The 19,030-nt window shown below is 63.3% G+C and carries 10 protein-coding genes and 3 rRNA genes; all 13 read left to right on the forward strand.

Features of this window, described 5'->3' with window-relative positions:
- Window positions 1-114: 114 nt before the first annotated feature.
- The 13 genes from D3226_RS06075 to rrf all read left to right on the forward strand — a co-directional run bounded on the left by D3226_RS06075 (window position 115) and on the right by rrf (window position 19,017).
- Window positions 115-2,139, forward strand: a complete 2,025-nt coding sequence (locus D3226_RS06075) for a DUF8094 domain-containing protein (RefSeq protein ID WP_202381445.1) — start codon at window positions 115-117, stop codon at window positions 2,137-2,139.
- A gap of 2 nt (window positions 2,140-2,141) precedes the next feature.
- Window positions 2,142-3,119: a tetratricopeptide repeat protein gene (locus tag D3226_RS06080; protein ID WP_202381446.1), complete on the forward strand. Its 978-nt coding sequence runs from the start codon at window positions 2,142-2,144 to the stop codon at window positions 3,117-3,119.
- A gap of 17 nt (window positions 3,120-3,136) precedes the next feature.
- Entirely contained in the window at window positions 3,137-4,318 is a 1,182-nt protein-coding gene (locus D3226_RS06085; protein ID WP_202381447.1) for an aminotransferase class V-fold PLP-dependent enzyme, read from the forward strand.
- A 27-nt stretch (window positions 4,319-4,345) separates the two neighbouring features.
- Window positions 4,346-5,500, forward strand: a complete 1,155-nt coding sequence (gene mnmA, locus D3226_RS06090) for a tRNA 2-thiouridine(34) synthase MnmA (protein ID WP_237462256.1) — start codon at window positions 4,346-4,348, stop codon at window positions 5,498-5,500.
- A gap of 125 nt (window positions 5,501-5,625) precedes the next feature.
- Window positions 5,626-7,962: an NAD-dependent DNA ligase LigA gene (ligA, locus tag D3226_RS06095; RefSeq protein WP_202381563.1), complete on the forward strand. Its 2,337-nt coding sequence runs from the start codon at window positions 5,626-5,628 to the stop codon at window positions 7,960-7,962.
- A 113-nt stretch (window positions 7,963-8,075) separates the two neighbouring features.
- On the forward strand, window positions 8,076-8,702 hold the full coding sequence (locus D3226_RS06100; RefSeq protein ID WP_202381449.1) for a DNA-3-methyladenine glycosylase I: 627 nt from the start codon (window positions 8,076-8,078) through the stop codon (window positions 8,700-8,702).
- A gap of 33 nt (window positions 8,703-8,735) precedes the next feature.
- On the forward strand, window positions 8,736-9,692 hold the full coding sequence (locus D3226_RS06105; RefSeq protein ID WP_272928862.1) for a linear amide C-N hydrolase: 957 nt from the start codon (window positions 8,736-8,738) through the stop codon (window positions 9,690-9,692).
- 71 nt (window positions 9,693-9,763) lie between these two features.
- Window positions 9,764-10,099: an Asp-tRNA(Asn)/Glu-tRNA(Gln) amidotransferase subunit GatC gene (gatC, locus tag D3226_RS06110; protein ID WP_202381451.1), complete on the forward strand. Its 336-nt coding sequence runs from the start codon at window positions 9,764-9,766 to the stop codon at window positions 10,097-10,099.
- Complete coding sequence (gene gatA / locus D3226_RS06115; RefSeq protein ID WP_202381452.1) at window positions 10,099-11,634, forward strand: Asp-tRNA(Asn)/Glu-tRNA(Gln) amidotransferase subunit GatA; 1,536 nt, start codon at window positions 10,099-10,101, stop codon at window positions 11,632-11,634. Before gatC ends, gatA begins: the two co-directional genes overlap by 1 nt.
- The gene (gene gatB, locus D3226_RS06120) at window positions 11,634-13,148 is read left to right on the forward strand and encodes an Asp-tRNA(Asn)/Glu-tRNA(Gln) amidotransferase subunit GatB (protein WP_202381453.1); all 1,515 of its coding nucleotides are present in this window, start codon (window positions 11,634-11,636) and stop codon (window positions 13,146-13,148) included. Before gatA ends, gatB begins: the two co-directional genes overlap by 1 nt.
- 528 nt (window positions 13,149-13,676) lie before the next feature.
- Window positions 13,677-15,199, forward strand: a 16S ribosomal RNA gene (locus D3226_RS06125).
- A gap of 471 nt (window positions 15,200-15,670) precedes the next feature.
- A 23S ribosomal RNA gene (locus D3226_RS06130) occupies window positions 15,671-18,775 on the forward strand.
- A gap of 125 nt (window positions 18,776-18,900) precedes the next feature.
- Window positions 18,901-19,017: ribosomal RNA gene (gene rrf / locus D3226_RS06135) — 5S ribosomal RNA — on the forward strand.
- Together the 16S, 23S and 5S rRNA genes form the textbook arrangement of a ribosomal RNA operon.
- The last annotated feature ends 13 nt before the right edge of the window (window positions 19,018-19,030 follow it).

Consider the following 19,030-nt stretch of genomic DNA (forward strand, 5'->3'; position numbering starts at 1 on the left):
ATGTGCCACACGGAAAGCTCCGGTAGCGTGGAGCGTTGAGGGACCCATTTTGCGTACCCGAGGCCACCGTCTCAGGGGCAGGATCCCGACGAACAAACTTGTGGAGGAGCTCACGTGCGATACGTGCTAGCGATTGCGACGCTCGCGCTCTCAGGCGTGCTGCTGATTCTGGGGCTGGGCCAGCGAACATTCCTGGCGGGCCCGGCAGAGATCAGCTTCCCGGTCGACACAAAGTCCGAAACCGCATACGCGGTGATCGATGGCGCGGACTTCGCGAAGGTGCCGGGGCAGGCGAACGTGGTCGTGAAGGGCGAGAACGCATTCGTGGCAACCGGGGCAACGCGCGACGTGCGCGGCTGGGTCGAACCGTTCTCGCACGCTGAGCTGTCGGTCGACACGAACGGTAAGAAGCTGCTGAGCGCGCTCATCGCGCCCGCGATCGACGCGGCACCCGCGGACGACGCGACCACCAGCGAAGCAGAGGCCGCGAAGACAGGGCTCGATCCGCGCGGATCCGACCTCTGGCTTGAGGAGCGCGTCATCGACGAGGCGGGAACCGGAACAGAGACCGAGACGCTCCGAGTACCGGTGGCGCTCACGGCGGATCAGTCGGTGCTCATCGCCTCCGACGGCTCGCAGCCGGTGCCGAAGGACGTGTCGCTCGTATGGGCACAGGATCGGAATACCCCCTGGGCCGGGCCCCTGCTCGCCGCGGGCGGCGTGCTTGCGATCTTGGGCGGACTCCAGTACCTCCTCGCGGTCGACCATGATCGTCGAGGCCTCGGCCCGCGCCGTGGGCGCAAGGGGCCCTTGCAAGGCATCCGGAATGCGTTCTCGCGGGGCGGCCGTGGTGAGTCCGCGGAGTCGCAGACCTCCACGCCCGCAGCGGATCGGGATCGCGAAGCGCCGAGTCAGCCAGCCGCCGACGGCGGTGTCGCGCCTGATGCTGCGCCCGCGTCAGCTCCAGAGCCGGCGTCGCAGCCCGAGCAGTCGAACGCGAAGCCCGGCGACACCGCGCAGCGCAGCGCAGCGCCGAGCCGCCTGCGGTCCCTCCGCCGCTCCGCACTCCCCGTGATCGGCCTGACGGCAGCGCTGGGTCTGAGCGGATGTTCCGCGAGCTACTGGCCGCAGTTCGATCAGCCTGCCGCAACGGAGGAGGCGCCAGCGCCCACCGCATCTGCGGTCGCTCCCGTGCCGGTGACCGAGGGGCAGCTCCAGCGCATTGTGCAGCGCGTGTCTGAGACAGCTGGGCTGAGCGATGACGAGCTCGATGCGACGCTGCTCGCAGAGCGATTCACCGGCGATGCTCTCGCGCAGCGCACCGCCAACTACAAGATCCGCGCAAAGCAGGCGGACTATGCGGTGCTCCCGCCGCGGCTCACAGACCAAGAGCTGGACTACCAGCTCGTGCAGAGCACCGAAGGGTGGCCGCGCACGCTGTTCGTCACCGTTGCCTCCACCGCGGGTGGCGCCCAGGCGCCGGCAGACGGGGAGGACGCCGCAGCAGACGCTCCCGCATCGCCCTCGCTTGCGCTGGTGCTGACGCAGCAGACGCCGCACGAGAACTACCTCGTGTCGCGCGTGATCGCGCTCCGCGGCGGCATCTCGATGCCGCAGGCAGCCCCCGCAGAGGACGGTACGGCACTGCTCTCGAATGACATCGAGACGCTGACGCTCGCACCCGCAAAGGTGGGTGAGGCGTACGCAGCGCTGCTGCAGAACGGCAAGGATGCGGAGCAGGCTGAGTTCTTCGACCTCGAGACCGACACTCTGCTCGACAGCTACGGTAAGGCTCGTGCGGCCGAGGCGCAGTCCGCCTCCGACGGGAAGGGCCAGACGATGCGCTTCTCCGTGCAGGCGAAGCAGGGTGACTCGAAGCCGATCGCGCTCTCGACCGGCGCGGGTGGGGCGCTTGTCGCCACGACCGTCATCGAGGAGCAGATCGTCGACGCCGCGGGTGGACGATACAAGCCGCAGGCGAAGGACGCGGTGACCGCGTTGTCCGGCCTCACGGGCGAGCAGGACAAGCTCATCCAGGAAGTCGCACACCAGATGCTGTTCTACGTGCCCAGCAAGACCGCCGGAACCAAGATTGAGCTGCTCGGCGTCACGAGCGAGCTCGTAGGAGTGAGGAACTAACCATGGCGCAGCAGATGCCCGAACGCATCCCCGGAGGCGGGGTCGACCTCAGCCACCTCGCGGCGCGCGCGCAGGCGGGCGCCCCGGGTGGGGCTGCCGCGAGTGCCCCCGGGGCGCCCGGCGGTGCGAGCAGCGCTGACTCGCGCGTGGTTGACGTGCCGTCGCTCGTCATGGATGTCACCGACGCTGCGTTCGAACAGGTCGCGCAGCTGTCGAGCATCGTGCCCGTCGTCTTTGTGCTTGGCGCGTCGTGGAGCGAACCCGCACAGACGCTCACTCCCGTGCTCGAACAGATCACTCGCGAGCACGAGGGGCGCGTGATGCTCGCCCGCGTCGACGTGGATGCGAGCCCGGGCCTCGCGCAGGCGTTCCAGGCGGAGTCCGTGCCGAGCGTTGTCGCGCTCGTTGGCGGACGCCCCGTGCCCTTGTTCCAGGGCGTGCAGCCCGAACCGCAGCTTCGCGAACTGTTCGCTCAGCTGCTTCAGCTCGCAGAGCAGCACGGCGTCACCGGCCGAGTCTCCGCGCCCGATGCAGGCGAAGCGCCCGAGGTCCCCGCTGAACCACAGATCCCCGAAGCCCACCTCGCCGCGGTCGAGGCCGCCGAGCGTGGCGACTTCGCAGCGGCGATCACGGAGTGGGAGGCCGTGCTCGCGAAGGCGCCGGCTGATCACGTCGCTCGTGCAGCGCTCGTGCAGATGCGTCTGCTCGATCGTCTGAGCGGTCGCTCCGCAGACGAGATCCGCTCGGCCGCGGCCGCAGCGCCCACGGGCGTCACCGAGCAGCTCGCCGTCGCCGACCTCGACGTGTCGGGTGGGCATATTGAGGACGCGTTCCTCCGCCTGCTCGAGCTGTTCTCCGCGAGTGACGCGGACGATCGCGCGACGGTTCGCGAGCGTCTCCTGGAACTCTTCGAGGTGGTCGGCGTGGCAGATCCCCGCGTCATTGCGGCGCGCGGCCGACTCGCAAACCTCCTGTACTGATCCCGCACCGCTCAGCCGTGCGCGCATACCTGGATCACGCCGCCACCTCGCCGATGTCCGACGGGGTGGCGGCGGCGTACCTTGCGGCGCTTCGCACCGTGGGCAACCCGGCTTCGACACACGCGCATGGCCAGGATGCGAGTGACCGCCTCGAGACGGCTCGCGGTGAGATCGCCGCGGCACTCGGTTGCGATCACGCCGAGCTGATTCTCACCGGCGGTGGCACCGAGTCGGTCAATCTCGCACTCAAGGGGCTCTACTGGGGGCGCCGAGCAGCGGGATCCGGGGCGACGATCTTGGTTGCTGATGGCGAGCATCACGCCACGATCGAGGCCGCCGAGTGGCTCCGCGACACGCAGGGGGCGCAGCTGATCTGGCTGCCGCTCGATGCCGAGGGCCGCCTGCATCCCGAGACCCTGCGCGCCGCCCTCGCGGAGGCCGGTCCCAGCGAGGTCGCACTGGTGTCGTTCCTCTGGGCGAACAACGAAGTGGGCACCGTGCAACCGGTCACTGAGCTCTGCGCGGTCGCTGCCGAGGTGGGCGTGCCCGTCCACGTGGATGCGATCGCTGCGCTGGGCCAGATCCCCATCGACTTCGCGCGTTCCGGGGCCGCTGCGGTGAGCGTCTCGGCGCACAAGATTGGCGGGCCCGTTGGCGTGGGCGCGCTGCTCGTGTCGCGCCGCGCGACGATTGAGCCCCTGTTCCACGGTGGAACGCAGCAGCGTGGACGATCGGGAACGCAGGATGTCGCCGGCGCGGTCGCATTCGCCGCAGCGCTCGCTGAAACACTCGGTGCGGGTGGGGAACCCCGTGCGGCGACCATCGCGCGGCTCACGCAGCTCCGAGACGAACTCATCGGCGGCATTCACGAGATTGATCCGAGCGCTGTGCTGCGCGGCCCGCGGCCCGGCCCGGAACGGCTTCCCGGAAATGCGCACTTCACGTTCCCGGGGTGTCAGGGCGACTCGCTCGTGTTTCTCCTGGATGCCGCCGGCGTGTCGGTGTCGGTGGGCTCCGCCTGCCAGGCGGGAGTTGCCGAGCCCTCGCACGTGCTTCGCGCGCTCGGCGCGTCTGAAGCGGAGGCTGCAGGCGCGCTGCGTTTCACGCTCGCCGCGAGTTCTGAGGCCGCGGAGATTGAGCAGCTGCTCGCCGCGCTCCCGGATGCACTGGTGCGGGCACGATCCGCCGGACTGGCCTAGAATACTCTGGTGAAAGTTTTGGCAGCTATGAGCGGAGGCGTCGACTCCGCGGTCGCCGCTGCGCGCGCGGTCGAAGCCGGTCACGAGGTCGTTGGCGTGCACCTGGCGCTCAGCCGCATGCCGGGAACCGTGCGTACGGGGTCTCGGGGTTGCTGCACGATCGAGGACGCGATGGATGCGCGGCGCGCCGCGAACCTGCTCGGCATTCCCTTCTACGTGTGGGATCTCTCCGAGCGGTTCAAGGAGGACGTGGTTGACGATTTTATCGCCGAGTACGCCGCGGGACGCACCCCCAACCCGTGCATGCGGTGCAACGAGAAGATCAAGTTTGCTGCGCTGCTCGACAAGGCGATTGCCCTGGGATTCGATGCGGTCGCGACAGGGCACTACGCCACGCTGATCGACAGTCCGGCTGGCCGTGAGTTGCACCGCGCGAGCGCCTGGTCGAAGGACCAGTCCTATGTGCTTGGAGTGCTCACCGAGCGTCAGTTGGCGCACTGCTACTTCCCGTTGGGTGACACGCCGTCGAAGGATCTTATCCGGGCGGAGGCCGCCGAGCGCGGAATCCAGGTCGCGCAGAAGCCCGACAGCCACGACATCTGCTTCATCCCCGATGGGGACACGCGCGGATGGCTCTCCGATCACGTGACGCGCACACCGGGGGAGATCCTCGATGAGCAGGGTGACGTGATTGGGCAGCACGATGGTGCGCACGGCTACACCGTGGGCCAGCGGCGCGGCCTCCAGCTCGGTCGTCCTGCGGCAGATGGGAAGCCGCGCTACGTGCTCTCGATCCGCCCGGTGTCGAACCAGGTGGTCGTCGGCCCCAAGGAGCAGCTGGAGATCTCGCGTATCGCCGGCGGACGCTTCAGCTGGGCTGGCGAGCCGGGCTTCGATCCCGTGCGAGAGTTCACCTGCGAGGTGCAGATCCGCGCACACGCCGAGCCGGTTCCCGCGACCGCCCGTCTCGTGCCGATCACCGAGCACGAGCGCACGGAGCAGCACCGCGCCGACGCGAGTCACGAGATCGTCGTCGATATTGACCTGGAACACGCGGAGCCGCTGCTCGGCGTTGCGCCCGGGCAGACCGCGGTGCTGTACATCGGCACGCGTGTGCTCGGCCAGTTCACGATCGATCGTGCACTGCCGCTCGAGCAGATCGCGCTGAGGAGCCCACTGTAGCCACCCCGCGTGGGTGCGCCCGCCGCAATGTCAGGGCTCGGCTTTAGAATTGTGGCGTGAACACGAACTCCGATCTTCCCGCTGAGACCCCCGGGCTCGCAGCGCAGTCCGAGCCGGCCGCAGCGCTGCCGAGCGACTTTGCTGCGGCTCGCGAGGAGGCTGAGCGCCTGACCGTCGAGATTGAGCGGCTTCGTCGCGCCTACTACTCCGAGGGCGCGAGTCTTGTCTCCGACGCGGAGTACGACGAGCAGTTCCACCGGCTTGAAGCGCTGGAGCGCGCATTCCCCGAGCTCGCCGGGCAAGATAGCCCCACGCGTGAGGTCGGCGCGGCGGTTGTATCCGCAGGTTTCCCTGAGCACGAGCACGCCGAACGCCTGCTGAGCCTCGACAATGTCTTCTCACTTGAGGAATTTCGAGAGTGGGCGGAGAAGACCCGCGCGGCGGCGGGGCGCCCCGTACGCTGGCTCTCGGAGCTGAAGATTGATGGTCTCGCGATTAGCCTGGCGTATCGGAACGGGGTGCTCGAAACTGCGACCACCCGTGGTGACGGGCGCGTCGGAGAGAACATCACGGAAAACGTTGACTTCATCCCTGCGATCCCGCGCGAGCTGAGTGGAACTGGGATCCCCGAGTTCTTCGAAGCGCGAGGTGAGGTGTTCCTGCGCGGGATCGACTTCGCCTGGCTCAATGAGCGGCAGCACGAGCTGCAGGCAGCCTACGCGGCAGAGCAGCGGGCGCGCGGGAAGGCCGACGATCAGATCACGGTCCGCTACCCCGAGTTCGCGAACGCCCGAAACACTGCCGCGGGCAGCCTCCGGCAGCGGGCAGAGAAGAAGTCTGCGGCTGAACTGGGCCTCATGCGTGAACGACTCGGGCGGCTCTCGCTGTACGTGCACGGGATCGGCGCATGGGAGCACCCAGACTTCGAGAACCAGTCGGACGCGTACCGCCTGCTGGGAGAGTGGGGCCTGCCAGTCTCGCCGCACTCGCGCGTGTTCGAGACCGTGGATGAGGTGACCGAGTTCATCGAGGACCGCGGGGCGCATCGGCACGATGTCGAGCACGAGATCGATGGCATCGTGGTGAAGATCGATGAGCTCGCGCTGCACTCCGAGCTCGGGGAGACGAGCCGGGCGCCGCGCTGGGCCATTGCCTACAAGTACCCGCCGGAGGAGGTGCACACCAAGCTGCTCGACATCCGAGTGGGGGTGGGCCGCACCGGTCGCGCAACCCCATACGCGGTCATGGCGCCGGTGAAGGTCGCCGGGTCCACGGTCAGTCAGGCGACCCTGCACAACCAGGAGGTGGTGCAGGCGAAGGGCGTGCGCATCGGCGACACCGTCGTGCTGCGGAAGGCCGGCGATGTGATCCCTGAGGTATTGGGCGCCGTGCTTGAGCTGCGTGACGGCTCCGAGGTGGAGTGGCGTATGCCCGAGACCTGCCCGGAGTGCGGCACGCCGCTTCGCGCCATGAAAGAGGGCGATATCGACCTTCGCTGCCCGAACGCTCGCGCGTGCCCTGCGCAGGTGCGCGGCCGTGTGGAGCACATCGGCTCGCGAGGCGCTCTCGACGTCGAGGTACTTGGCGAGATCACCGCCGCGGCGCTCACCCAGCCGGAGACCCCGGCGACGCCGCCGCTCGAGACGGAAGCAGGACTCTTCGAGCTGACGCTCGAGCAGCTCGTGCCGATCGAAGTGATCGTGCGCGATGCTGAGACGGGCGAGCAGCGTATCGATGAGGAGACCGGTGAACCGGTGCGCCGTGCGCCGTTCCAGCGGCTCAGCGCCGCGAGCTACCCGCCCGGGTGGGAAGAGAAGTCGCCGGCCGAGCGCCGCGCTGCGGGCATCAAGAAGAACTACCGCGAGACGTTGCCGTCGAAGACCGCGGAGACGTTCCTTGCGGAGCTGGAGCGCGCAAAGACGAAGCCGCTCTGGCGGCTGCTCGTGTCACTCAACATTCGGCATGTTGGGCCGGTCGCGGCGCGTGCGCTTGCCGAGTGGTTCGGTTCGCTCGATGCGATCCGCGCAGCCTCGCTCGAGGAACTGGCCGAGGTCGACGGCGTGGGCGGCATCATTGCGGAGTCGCTGCAGGAGTGGTTCACGGTCGACTGGCATCTGGAGATCGTTGAGCGGTGGACCGCTGCGGGCGTTCAATGGGCGACTCCGGGGCACCCTGGCCCCGGCGCCGCGGTAGCGGAGGGCGGCGTGCTCGCTGGCCTCACGATCGTCGCGACGGGCAGCCTCGACGGCTTCACACGTGACGGCGCGAAAGAGGCGATTATCCAAGCGGGTGGGAAGGCTGCATCGAGCGTGTCCAAGAAGACCGACTTTGTCGCGGCCGGACCGGGAGCAGGGTCCAAACTCGGAAAGGCAGAGGAGCTGGGCATTCCGGTGCTCGACGCTGCGCAGTTCGCGATCCTCGTGACCGAGGGGCCGGCGGCGCTCGGGCTGACTGCGGAGTAGCCACACGAGTTATCCACATTCCCTGCCAGAGCGCTCCAGGGGGAGCGCACGCTGACTAGCCTGGGACCACCCAGCGCGGAGACGCCGGGCCGGGTGACCGAAAGGACAACGACATGAGCCAGCGTGCCGCTGCTCCAACCCGCACCGCGTGGGCCACACAGGATCCCCGGCTGACGGTCTACTACGACACCGAGTGGGGAATGCCGGTGACCGACGACCGAGGTGTGTTCGAACGTCTCAGTCTCGAAGCGTTTCAATCGGGTCTGTCCTGGCTGACCATTCTGAAGAAACGAGAGGCCTTCCAGCGGGCGTTTGCAGACTTCGATCCCGCGAGGGTTGCGAAGTTCGATGAGGCAGACGTGTCGCGGCTCCTCGCAGACGAGGGAATCGTTCGAAACCGGCGGAAGGTCGAGGCGACCATCCACAACGCTCGGGTCACCCAGGACCTCGCCGCGGCAGGAGAGACCACCCTGACCGAGCTGGTGTGGTCTGCGATGCCGGAGCGCTCGCCGGCGCCCGCTACGGAGGAACAGGTCCCTGCAACGTCGAAGGAGTCGGAAGCCCTCGCGAAAGAACTGAAGCGGAGAGGCTTCCGCTTTGTCGGGCCCACCACGATGTACGCGCTCATGAGCGCGATTGGCATCGTGGACACCCACATTGTGGACAGCCATCGGCGCGGCTGCTCAGGCTTCTGGAACACGGATGGCACGCGGAGCGAAACTCCAGTCGTACTGGGGTGACGCACGGGCAACACGCCCGCTAATGTGTGAAGTATGTGCACGCGATTCTTGTGGTCTTCGCTCGGTACGCCCGGCAGCGGAAACGTCCTGGTAGGGCGCAGCATGGACTGGTTCGAGGACACTCGGACGGTGCTTGCTGTGCGGCCGCGCGGTGTCGAGCGCGAGAGCGCGCCCGGGGATCCGGGGTCCTTCAGCTGGCGTTCGGAGTACGGCAGTGTCGTCTGTCTGATGTACGGCGCCATCGCCGTGGACGGCCTGAACGAGGTCGGTCTCCAGGTGAGTGGGCTCTACCTGGCAGAATCCGACTACGGAGAGCGCGACGCGGCCCGTCCCGGTCTCGCGCTTGCGCAGGCGATTCAGTGCTTGCTGGATCGCTTCGCCACTACCGCAGCGGCCGTCGCGTGGCTGCAGGAGAGCAACGTCCAGATCATCCCGCTCGATATCGGCGGTAAGCCCGGTACTGGCCACATCGCGCTGGGTGATCCGAGCGGCGATTCCGCCATCATCGAGTTCATCGCCGGCGAGATGGTCGTGCACCACGGCACTGAGTTCACCGTCATGGCCAACTCTCCCGTCTACTCGGAGCAGCTGGAACTCGAGCAGCGCTACGCGGGATTGGGTGGCGAGTTGCCGCTTCCCGGCGGCACCGACTCGCCGGATCGCTTTGCTCGTGCCGCGTTCTATTCTGCCCGTCTCCCCGAGACCGAGAGCGCACGTGCCGCCGCAGCGTACGCGTTCAGCGTGATCCGCAATGCTTCCGCGCCGTTTGGCACGGCCGATCCCGTGCGACCGAACGTCTCGACCACTCGCTGGCGCACGGTCGCCGACCTGAGCGATCGACGGTTCTTCTACGAGTCGACGAGCAACCCCAACGTCGTATGGGTGGAGCTCACGCAGCTCGACTTCACCGCTGAGGCTGAACTCCGCTTCGACCCTGAAGCAAGTACGAGCTTCAGCGGGAAGGTGAACGAAGCGTTTCAGGGGGCCTGACGGGTCGAGAGCGCTGGCTGCTCGCTAGGATAGAGGGGTTGACACCACACCCGAAGCCATGATGGAGCAGCATGCCTGAAACTTCTGCGGCCGAGCGCGCCGCATCGAGCGGAGAGATCACGGCTGAGACCGTGCAGCATCTCGCCGGTCTTTCCCGAATCGCCCTCACCGACGCTGAGATCGATTCGCTCACGACTGAGCTCGGCTCGATTCTCGAGAACATCGCGAAGGTGAGCGAAGTTGCGGGTGCAGACGTCCCCGCGACGAGCCACCCGATCCCGCTCAACAACGTGACCCGCCCGGACGAGATCGCCGACGTGCTCACCCGCGAGCAGGCGCTCGCGAATGCGCCGGAGACCACTGACGGAATGTTCCGCGTCTCTTCGATTCTGGGGGAGGAGCAGTAGTGTCTGAACTGATTCAGCTGACCGCGGCCGAGCTGTCCGCAAAGCTCGCTGCCGGCGAGGTCTCTGCTGTTGAAGCAGCGCAGGCCCACCTCGATCGGATCACCGCCGTGGATGGCAACTTGCACGCATTCCTCGCGACCGACGCGGAGGCGTCGCTTGCCGCGGCCCGCGCGGTTGATGAGCGTCGCGCGGCGGGGGAGCAGCTTGGTGAGCTCGCCGGTGTGCCGCTCGCGATCAAGGACGTTCTCGTCACGACGGACATGCCGTCGACGAGCGGTTCGAAGATCCTCGAGGGGTACCGTTCGCCCTTCGACGCGACCGCCGTTGCCAAGGCGCGCGCGGCGGGTCTTGTGAACATTGGCAAGACGAACATGGACGAGTTCGCCATGGGCTCCGCAACGGAGAACTCGGCGTACGGCCCGACGCACAACCAGTGGGATCAGACGCGAGTGCCGGGCGGCTCCGGCGGCGGCTCCGCGGTTGCGGTTGGCGCGTTCGAGGCCCCGCTCGCGCTCGGCTCGGACACGGGTGGCTCGATCCGTCAGCCTGCAGCCCTCACCGGTACCGTGGGCGCGAAGCCGACCTACGGCGGCGTGAGTCGCTACGGTGCAATCGCCCTGGCCTCCTCTCTCGACCAGATCGGGCCGTGCGCGCGCACCGTGCTCGATACTGCGCTTCTCCACGATGTCGTCGCCGGGCATGATGCTCACGACTCCACATCGCTGAACCATGCGTGGCCGTCGATGGCGGCTGCAGCGCGCGCCGGTGCCGACCCCACGAGCCTGAAGGGGCTCCGCGTCGGTGTCGTAAAGCAGCTCATGATCGATGGCGTGCAGCCCGGGGTCAAGGCTCGTTTTGACGAGTCGCTTGCGCTGCTCGCCGCGCAGGGGGCGGAGATCGTCGAGATCGATGCGCCTCACTTTGAGTACGCGGTCGCTGCGTACTACCTGATTCTGCCGGCGGAAGCCTCGAGTAACCTCGCCAAGTACGATTCCGTGCGCTTCGGCCTTCGTGTCACGCCGCAGGGCGGTGGGACCGTTGAGGGCGTCATGAGTGAAACCCGTGCGGCGGGCTTCGGCGCTGAGGTGAAGCGACGCATCATCCTCGGCACGTACGCCCTGTCGGCTGGCTACTACGACGCGTACTACGGCAGCGCCCAGAAAGTGCGCACCCTGATCCAGCGCGACTTTGCCCAGGCGTTCGCGCAGGTGGACGTGATCGCGTCGCCCACCGCGCCGACCACGGCGTGGGCGCTCGGCACACACGGCGGCGATCCGATGCAGGACTACCTGAACGACGCGACCACGATTCCCGCGAACCTCGCAGGTATCCCGGGCCTCAGCCTGCCGATCGGCACCGCAAGCGAAGACGGACTGCCTGTCGGTTTGCAGCTCATGGCTCCCGCATTTGAGGATGCACGCCTCTACCAGGCGGGGGCTGCGATTGAGCAGCTCATCACCGACCGCGACGGAGCGCCCTTCTGGGCACAGGCGCCGTCCCTTGCAGGCGCCCCGACCGGGAAGGCGAACGCGTAATGGCAAAGACGAAGCTTATGGACTACGCCGAGGCGCTGGAGCGCTTCGAGCCCGTGATCGGCCTCGAGGTGCACGTCGAGCTGAACACGAAGACCAAGATGTTTTCCTCGGCCCCCAACACCTTTGGTGCGGAGCCGAACACGAACCTCACCCCGGTGTGCCTCGGCCTGCCGGGCTCGCTCCCCGTGGTGAACGATGAGGCCGTACGGTACTCAATCAGCCTGGGGCTCGCACTCGGATGCGAGATCGCAGAAGTGTCTGGCTTCGCGCGCAAGAACTACTTCTACCCCGACATGGCGAAGAACTACCAGATCTCGCAGTTCGATGATCCCATCGCCCACGATGGCTCGGTCGAGATCGAGCTGGCCTCGGGGCGTGTCATCCACGTTCCGATCGAGCGTGCGCACATGGAGGAGGACGCCGGCAAGCTGAACCACGTGGGTGGCTCCACCGGGCGCATCCAGGGTGCCGAGTACTCGCTGGTTGACTACAACCGCGCGGGCGTCCCGCTCGTTGAGATTGTCACCCGCCCGATCTTCGGCGGCGAGGCAGACACCCCGGAGATCGCTGCGGCGTACGTCGCCACCATTCGAGAGCTGGTGCTCTCGCTTGGCATCTCTGATGCTCGGATGGAGCGCGGCAACCTGCGTTGCGATGCGAACGTGTCGCTGCGTCCGCGCGGCAACGAGGACGCAGGCATGAGCGTGCTCGGTACTCGCACGGAGACCAAGAACGTGAACTCGCTCCGCTCGATCGAGCGCGCTGTGCGGTTTGAGATCCAGCGTCAGGCGCAGATCCTCAGCGAGGGTGGCAGCATCACGCAGGAGACGCGTCACTGGCACGAGGACACGGGGGAGACCTCGCCGGGTCGCCCGAAGAGTGACGCGGATGACTACCGCTACTTCCCGGAGCCGGACCTTGCGCCGTTGACGCCGTCGCGTGAACTCGTGGAGGAGTTGCGCGCGCAGCTTCCCGAGCACCCGACGCTGCGAACGCGTCGTCTGAAGGCCGAGTGGCAGTTCTCAGCGCTGGAGTTCCAGGATGTTGTCAACGCTGGCCTCGTTTCGTCGATCGAGGCGACCGTTGCCGCTGGCGTTCCTGCCCAGGCTGCGCGCAAGTGGTGGACGGGTGAGATTGCCCGCATCGCAAACGAGCAGTCCGCTGCGCCCGCGGATCTCATCACCCCCGAGCAGATCGCTTCCGTCGTCGCGCTCGTCGACGAGGGAACGCTTAACGACAAGCTCGCGCGCCAGGTGATCGCAGGAATCATCGCCGGTGAAGGCACCGCCCAGGAGATTGTTGATGCCCGTGGCCTCGCAATTGTCTCGGACGACGGCGCCCTGATCGCGGCGGTTGACGCCGCGCTTGCGGAGCAGCCCGATGTGCTTGCCAAGATCCGTGATGGCAAGGTGCAGGCGGCAGGAGCCATCATCGGCTCGGTGATGAAGGCAATGCGTGGACAGGCAGACGCCGCACGCGTTCGCGAGCTTGTGCTCGAGCGTGCCGCGCAGTAGCGCACACCACTTGTGATCCTGAAACGGGCGCGTACTCCTCCCGGAGTGCGCGCCCGTTCTGCACTCTCAGGGGAGGAGTCGGAGGCCCGGGGGAGCGCCCAGGAAAGGACAGCTCAGGCCGCACGATGAGACACGCCCGGGAACGGGGTGTGGTTTGCGGTGTGCCCGGATTCTGCGTAATGTATTCCTTTGTCAGCGCAACGCAGCCGGGCAGCTAAGCAGAAGCCAAGCGGTCCGGTCTATATGAATGCGCAGCGAATGCCCGGTTGGGTGTTTGCCTGGGGCACAGTTGCTGTTCGGAAGGGTTCCTTCGGGGGATTCTACGGGTGGTGTCTGGTCTTTGAGAACTCAATAGTGTGCACTTGATTGTCAAATGCCAATTATTTATCCCGTCGCTAAGCCCTTGTGGGTTTGGTTGATGGCGATTCCTTTTGGACAAATTATATGAACGTCAGTAATGATGTTCGTTTTGTCAGGTTGAACTCGCATCGTGGTGGCTTATTCCGCTTACCAGGGTGCATGTAATTTTTTACGGAGAGTTTGATCCTGGCTCAGGACGAACGCTGGCGGCGTGCTTAACACATGCAAGTCGAACGATGAAGCCCAGCTTGCTGGGTGGAAGAGTGGCGAACGGGTGAGTAACACGTGAGCAACCTGCCCTTCACTCTGGGATAAGCACTGGAAACGGTGTCTAATACTGGATATGCACAATGGCCGCATGGTCTGTTGTGGGAAAGATTTATCGGTGAAGGATGGGCTCGCGGCCTATCAGCTTGTTGGTGAGGTAGTGGCTCACCAAGGCGACGACGGGTAGCCGGCCTGAGAGGGTGACCGGCCACACTGGGACTGAGACACGGCCCAGACTCCTACGGGAGGCAGCAGTGGGGAATATTGCACAATGGGCGCAAGCCTGATGCAGCAACGCCGCGTGAGGGATGACGGCCTTCGGGTTGTAAACCTCTTTTAGTAGGGAAGAAGCGAAAGTGACGGTACCTGCAGAAAAAGCACCGGCTAACTACGTGCCAGCAGCCGCGGTAATACGTAGGGTGCAAGCGTTGTCCGGAATTATTGGGCGTAAAGAGCTCGTAGGCGGCTTGTCGCGTCTGCTGTGAAAACCCGAGGCTCAACCTCGGGCCTGCAGTGGGTACGGGCAGGCTAGAGTGCGGTAGGGGAGATTGGAATTCCTGGTGTAGCGGTGGAATGCGCAGATATCAGGAGGAACACCGATGGCGAAGGCAGATCTCTGGGCCGTAACTGACGCTGAGGAGCGAAAGCATGGGGAGCGAACAGGATTAGATACCCTGGTAGTCCATGCCGTAAACGTTGGGAACTAGATGTAGGGCCTGTTCCACGGGTTCTGTGTCGTAGCTAACGCATTAAGTTCCCCGCCTGGGGAGTACGGCCGCAAGGCTAAAACTCAAAGGAATTGACGGGGGCCCGCACAAGCGGCGGAGCATGCGGATTAATTCGATGCAACGCGAAGAACCTTACCAAGGCTTGACATATAGAAGAACGCTGTAGAGATACAGAACTCTTTGGACACTTCTATACAGGTGGTGCATGGTTGTCGTCAGCTCGTGTCGTGAGATGTTCGGTTAAGTCCGGCAACGAGCGCAACCCTCGTCCTATGTTGCCAGCACGTTATGGTGGGAACTCATGGGATACTGCCGTGGTCAACACGGAGGAAGGTGGGGATGACGTCAAATCATCATGCCCCTTATGTCTTGGGCTTCACGCATGCTACAATGGCCGATACAAAGGGCTGCGATACCGCGAGGTGGAGCGAATCCCAAAAAGTCGGTCTCAGTTCGGATTGGGGTCTGCAACTCGACCCCATGAAGTCGGAGTCGCTAGTAATCGCAGATCAGCAACGCTGCGGTGAATACGTTCCCGGGCCTTGTACACACCGCCCGTCAAGTCATGAAAGTCGGTAACACCCGAAGCCGGTGGCCTAACCCTTGTGGAGGGAGCTGTCGAAGGTGGGACTGGTGATTAGGACTAAGTCGTAACAAGGTAGCCGTACCGGAAGGTGCGGCTGGATCACCTCCTTTCTAAGGAGCACTCAACAACATTGTTGTTGCAGAATGGTGCGATCATCACCATACGTGTGATGCGTAACCGCTCATGGGTGGAACATTTGACAATGCAAGCATTGATTTGCTCGCCTGTGCTAGTACGCAGCGTTGTTCCTCGTGGACAGGGTTGTTGGAACGTGTGGGTGTGTGAGTTGGTGTTTCTCTGGTGCATACTATTGGGTCCTGGAAGACCAGCCGATCTGCCTCTTTGGGGGTGGGTGGACTTGGTTTTCTGACCTGCGGTTATGGGACGTGTTGCTCATGATTGTGGGATCGACCGTACGTTGAGAACTACACAGTGGACGCGAGCATCTAGTGATGCCACGCATGATTCGTATCCTTTTGGGGGTGTGTTTTGTGTTGGTGGTGTTACTGATTCTTAATGTAATTTCATTGGTCACATGCTCATCTTTTTGGGTGGGTGTGTGTTTCTGAATACTTATGTGATTTCAAGTTTCTAAGAGCAAACGGTGGATGCCTTGGCATCTGGAGCCGAAGAAGGACGTAGTAATCTGCGATAAGCCTCGGGGAGCCGATAAACGGGCTGTGATTCGAGGATTTCCGAATGGGGAAACCCCGCCAGGCGGCTTGCTGACCTGGTGACTCCCGCCTGAATATATAGGGCGGGTAGAGGGAACGTGGGGAAGTGAAACATCTCAGTACCCACAGGAAGAGAAAACAACAGTGATTCCGGTAGTAGTGGCGAGCGAACCCGGATGAGGCTAAACCGATCATGTGTGATACCTGGCAGGGGTTGCATGGTCGGGGTTGCGGGACATGCCGTGAGACGCTGCTGAGTCTCGAACGTGAGAGTGAAGCTATAGGAGAACCGCTTGGAACGGCGGACCGGAGTGGGTGAGAGTCCCGTATCCGAAATGGTTTTACCGCGTGGTGTGTATCCCAAGTAGCACGGGGCCCGAGAAATCCCGTGTGAATCTGTCAGGACCACCTGATAAGCCTAAATACTCCCAGATGACCGATAGCGGACTAGTACCGTGAGGGAAAGGTGAAAAGTACCCCGGGAGGGGAGTGAAATAGTACCTGAAACCGTTTGCTTACAATCCGTAGGAGCACCCTTTGTTGGTGTGACTGCGTGCCTTTTGAAGAATGAGCCTGCGAGTTAGCGATATGTGGCGAGGTTAACCCGTGTGGGGAAGCCGTAGCGAAAGCGAGTCTGAATAGGGCGATTCAGTCGCGTGTCCTAGACCCGAAGCGAAGTGATCTATCCATGGCCAGGTTGAAGCGTGTGTAAGAGCGCGTGGAGGACCGAACCCACTTAGGTTGAAAACTGAGGGGATGAGCTGTGGATAGGGGTGAAAGGCCAATCAAACTTCGTGATAGCTGGTTCTCTCCGAAATGCATTTAGGTGCAGCGTTGCGTGTTTCTTGCCGGAGGTAGAGCTACTGGATGGCCGATGGGCCCTACAAGGTTACTGACGTCAGCTAAACTCCGAATGCCGGTAAGTGAGAGCGCAGCAGTGAGACTGTGGGGGATAAGCTTCATAGTCGAGAGGGAAACAACCCAGATCACCAACTAAGGTCCCAAAGCGCGTGCTAAGTGGAAAAGGATGTGGAGTTGCTGTGACAACCAGGAGGTTGGCTTAGAAGCAGCCACCCTTGAAAGAGTGCGTAATAGCTCACTGGTCAAGTGATTCCGCGCCGACAATGTAACGGGGCTCAAGCACGCCACCGAAGTTGTGGCATTCATATAACAGGTAGGCCTTCGTGGTCCAGCCGTATGGATGGGTAGGAGAGCGTCGTGTGGCGAGTGAAGCGGCGGTGTGAACCAGTCGTGGATGCCACACGAGTGAGAATGCAGGCATGAGTAGCGAAAGACGGGTGAGAAACCCGTCCTCCGGAAGACCAAGGGTTCCAGGGTCAAGCTAATCTGCCCTGGGTAAGTCGGGACCTAAGGCGAGGCCGACAGGCGTAGTCGATGGACAACGGGTTGATATTCCCGTACCGGCGGTAAACCGTCAAAGACCTAACTAGTAGTGCTAAGCAATCCAAAGCTGGATGGATCCTTCGGGTGATGTTCGGTGGCGGCTGCGAACCCGAACTGGGGTGGTGAGCGTGAGGTGTGACGCAGGAAGGTAGCCTGTGCCGGGCGATGGTTGTCCCGGTGTAAGTATGTAGCCCGTCGTTTATTAATAGTTTTCGGCTTTGGGTGAGATACGATGCGGACCCGTTTGGGGAAGCAGGTGATCCTATGCTGCCGAGAAAAGCATCGACGTGAGGTTTGCTGTTGCCCGTACCCCAAACCGACTCAGGTGGTCAGGTAGAGAATACTCAGGAGATCGAGATAATCATGGTGAAGGAACTCGGCAAAATGCCCCCGTAACTTCGGGAGAAGGGGGGCCATCCACTTATACGGATTTACTCCGGAAAGGGTGTGGTGGCCGCAGAGACCAGTGGGGAACGACTGTTTACTAAAAACACAGGTCCGTGCCAACACGCAAGTGGACGTATACGGACTGACGCCTGCCCGGTGCTGGAAGGTTAAGAGGAGAGGTTAGACTTTTGGGTCGAAGCTTTGAATTTAAGCCCCAGTAAACGGCGGTGGTAACTATAACCATCCTAAGGTAGCGAAATTCCTTGTCGGGTAAGTTCCGACCTGCACGAATGGCGTAACGATTCCCCAGCTGTCTCCACCGTGAACTCGGCGAAATTGCAGTACGAGTAAAGATGCTCGTTACGCGCAGAAGGACGGAAAGACCCCGTGACCTTTACTACAGCTTGGTATTGGTGTTCGGTGTGGCTTGTGTAGGATAGGTGGGAGACTGTGAAGCTGGCACGCTAGTGTTGGTGGAGTCGTTGTTGAAATACCACTCTGGTCATATTGGATATCTAACTACGAACCCTGATCGGGTTTTAGGACAGTGCCTGGTGGGTAGTTTAACTGGGGCGGTTGCCTCCCAAAATGTAACGGAGGCGCCCAAAGGTTCCCTCAACCTGGTTGGCAATCAGGTGGCGAGTGTAAGTGCACAAGGGAGCTTGACTGTGAGACTGACAGGTCGAGCAGGGACGAAAGTCGGGACTAGTGATCCGGCAGTGGCTTGTGGAAGCGCTGTCGCTCAACGGATAAAAGGTACCTCGGGGATAACAGGCTGATCTTGCCCAAGAGTCCATATCGACGGCATGGTTTGGCACCTCGATGTCGGCTCGTCGCATCCTGGGGCTGGAGTTGGTCCCAAGGGTTGGGCTGTTCGCCCATTAAAGCGGTACGCGAGCTGGGTTTAGAACGTCGTGAGACAGTTCGGTCCCTATCCTCTGCGCGCGTTGGAGATTTGAGAGGATCTGACCCTAGTACGAGAGGACCGGGTTGGACGGACCTCTGGTGTGCCAGTTGTTCTGCCAAGGGCATGGCTGGTTGGCTACGTTCGGGATGGATAACCGCTGAAAGCATCTAAGCGGGAAGCCGGCCTCGAGATGAGATCTCCGTACACCTTTGAGTGTGTGAGGCTCCCAGTAGATGACTGGGTTGATAGGCCAGATGTGGAAGCTCGGTAACGGGTGGAGCTGACTGGTACTAATAAGCCGATGACTTGATTTCCACCACCTTTTGGGTGGGCATAGGTTTTCAGATGTAACGATGTTTCGCGTCCACTTTGTGGTTCCCAACGGACGGCCACACACAACACCCTTGTGGGGTGGGTGTGGTTGATATGTTGATAGAGTTACGGCGGTTATAGCGTCAGGGAAACGCCCGGTTACATTCCGAACCCGGAAGCTAAGGCTGACTGCGCCGATGGTACTGCACTCGGGAGGGTGTGGGAGAGTAGGACACCGCCGGACACCTTTTATAGGG

It is taken from the genome of Leucobacter chromiireducens subsp. chromiireducens, assembly GCF_016758255.1.
GTDB classification, from domain to species: Bacteria; Actinomycetota; Actinomycetes; order Actinomycetales; family Microbacteriaceae; genus Leucobacter; species Leucobacter chromiireducens.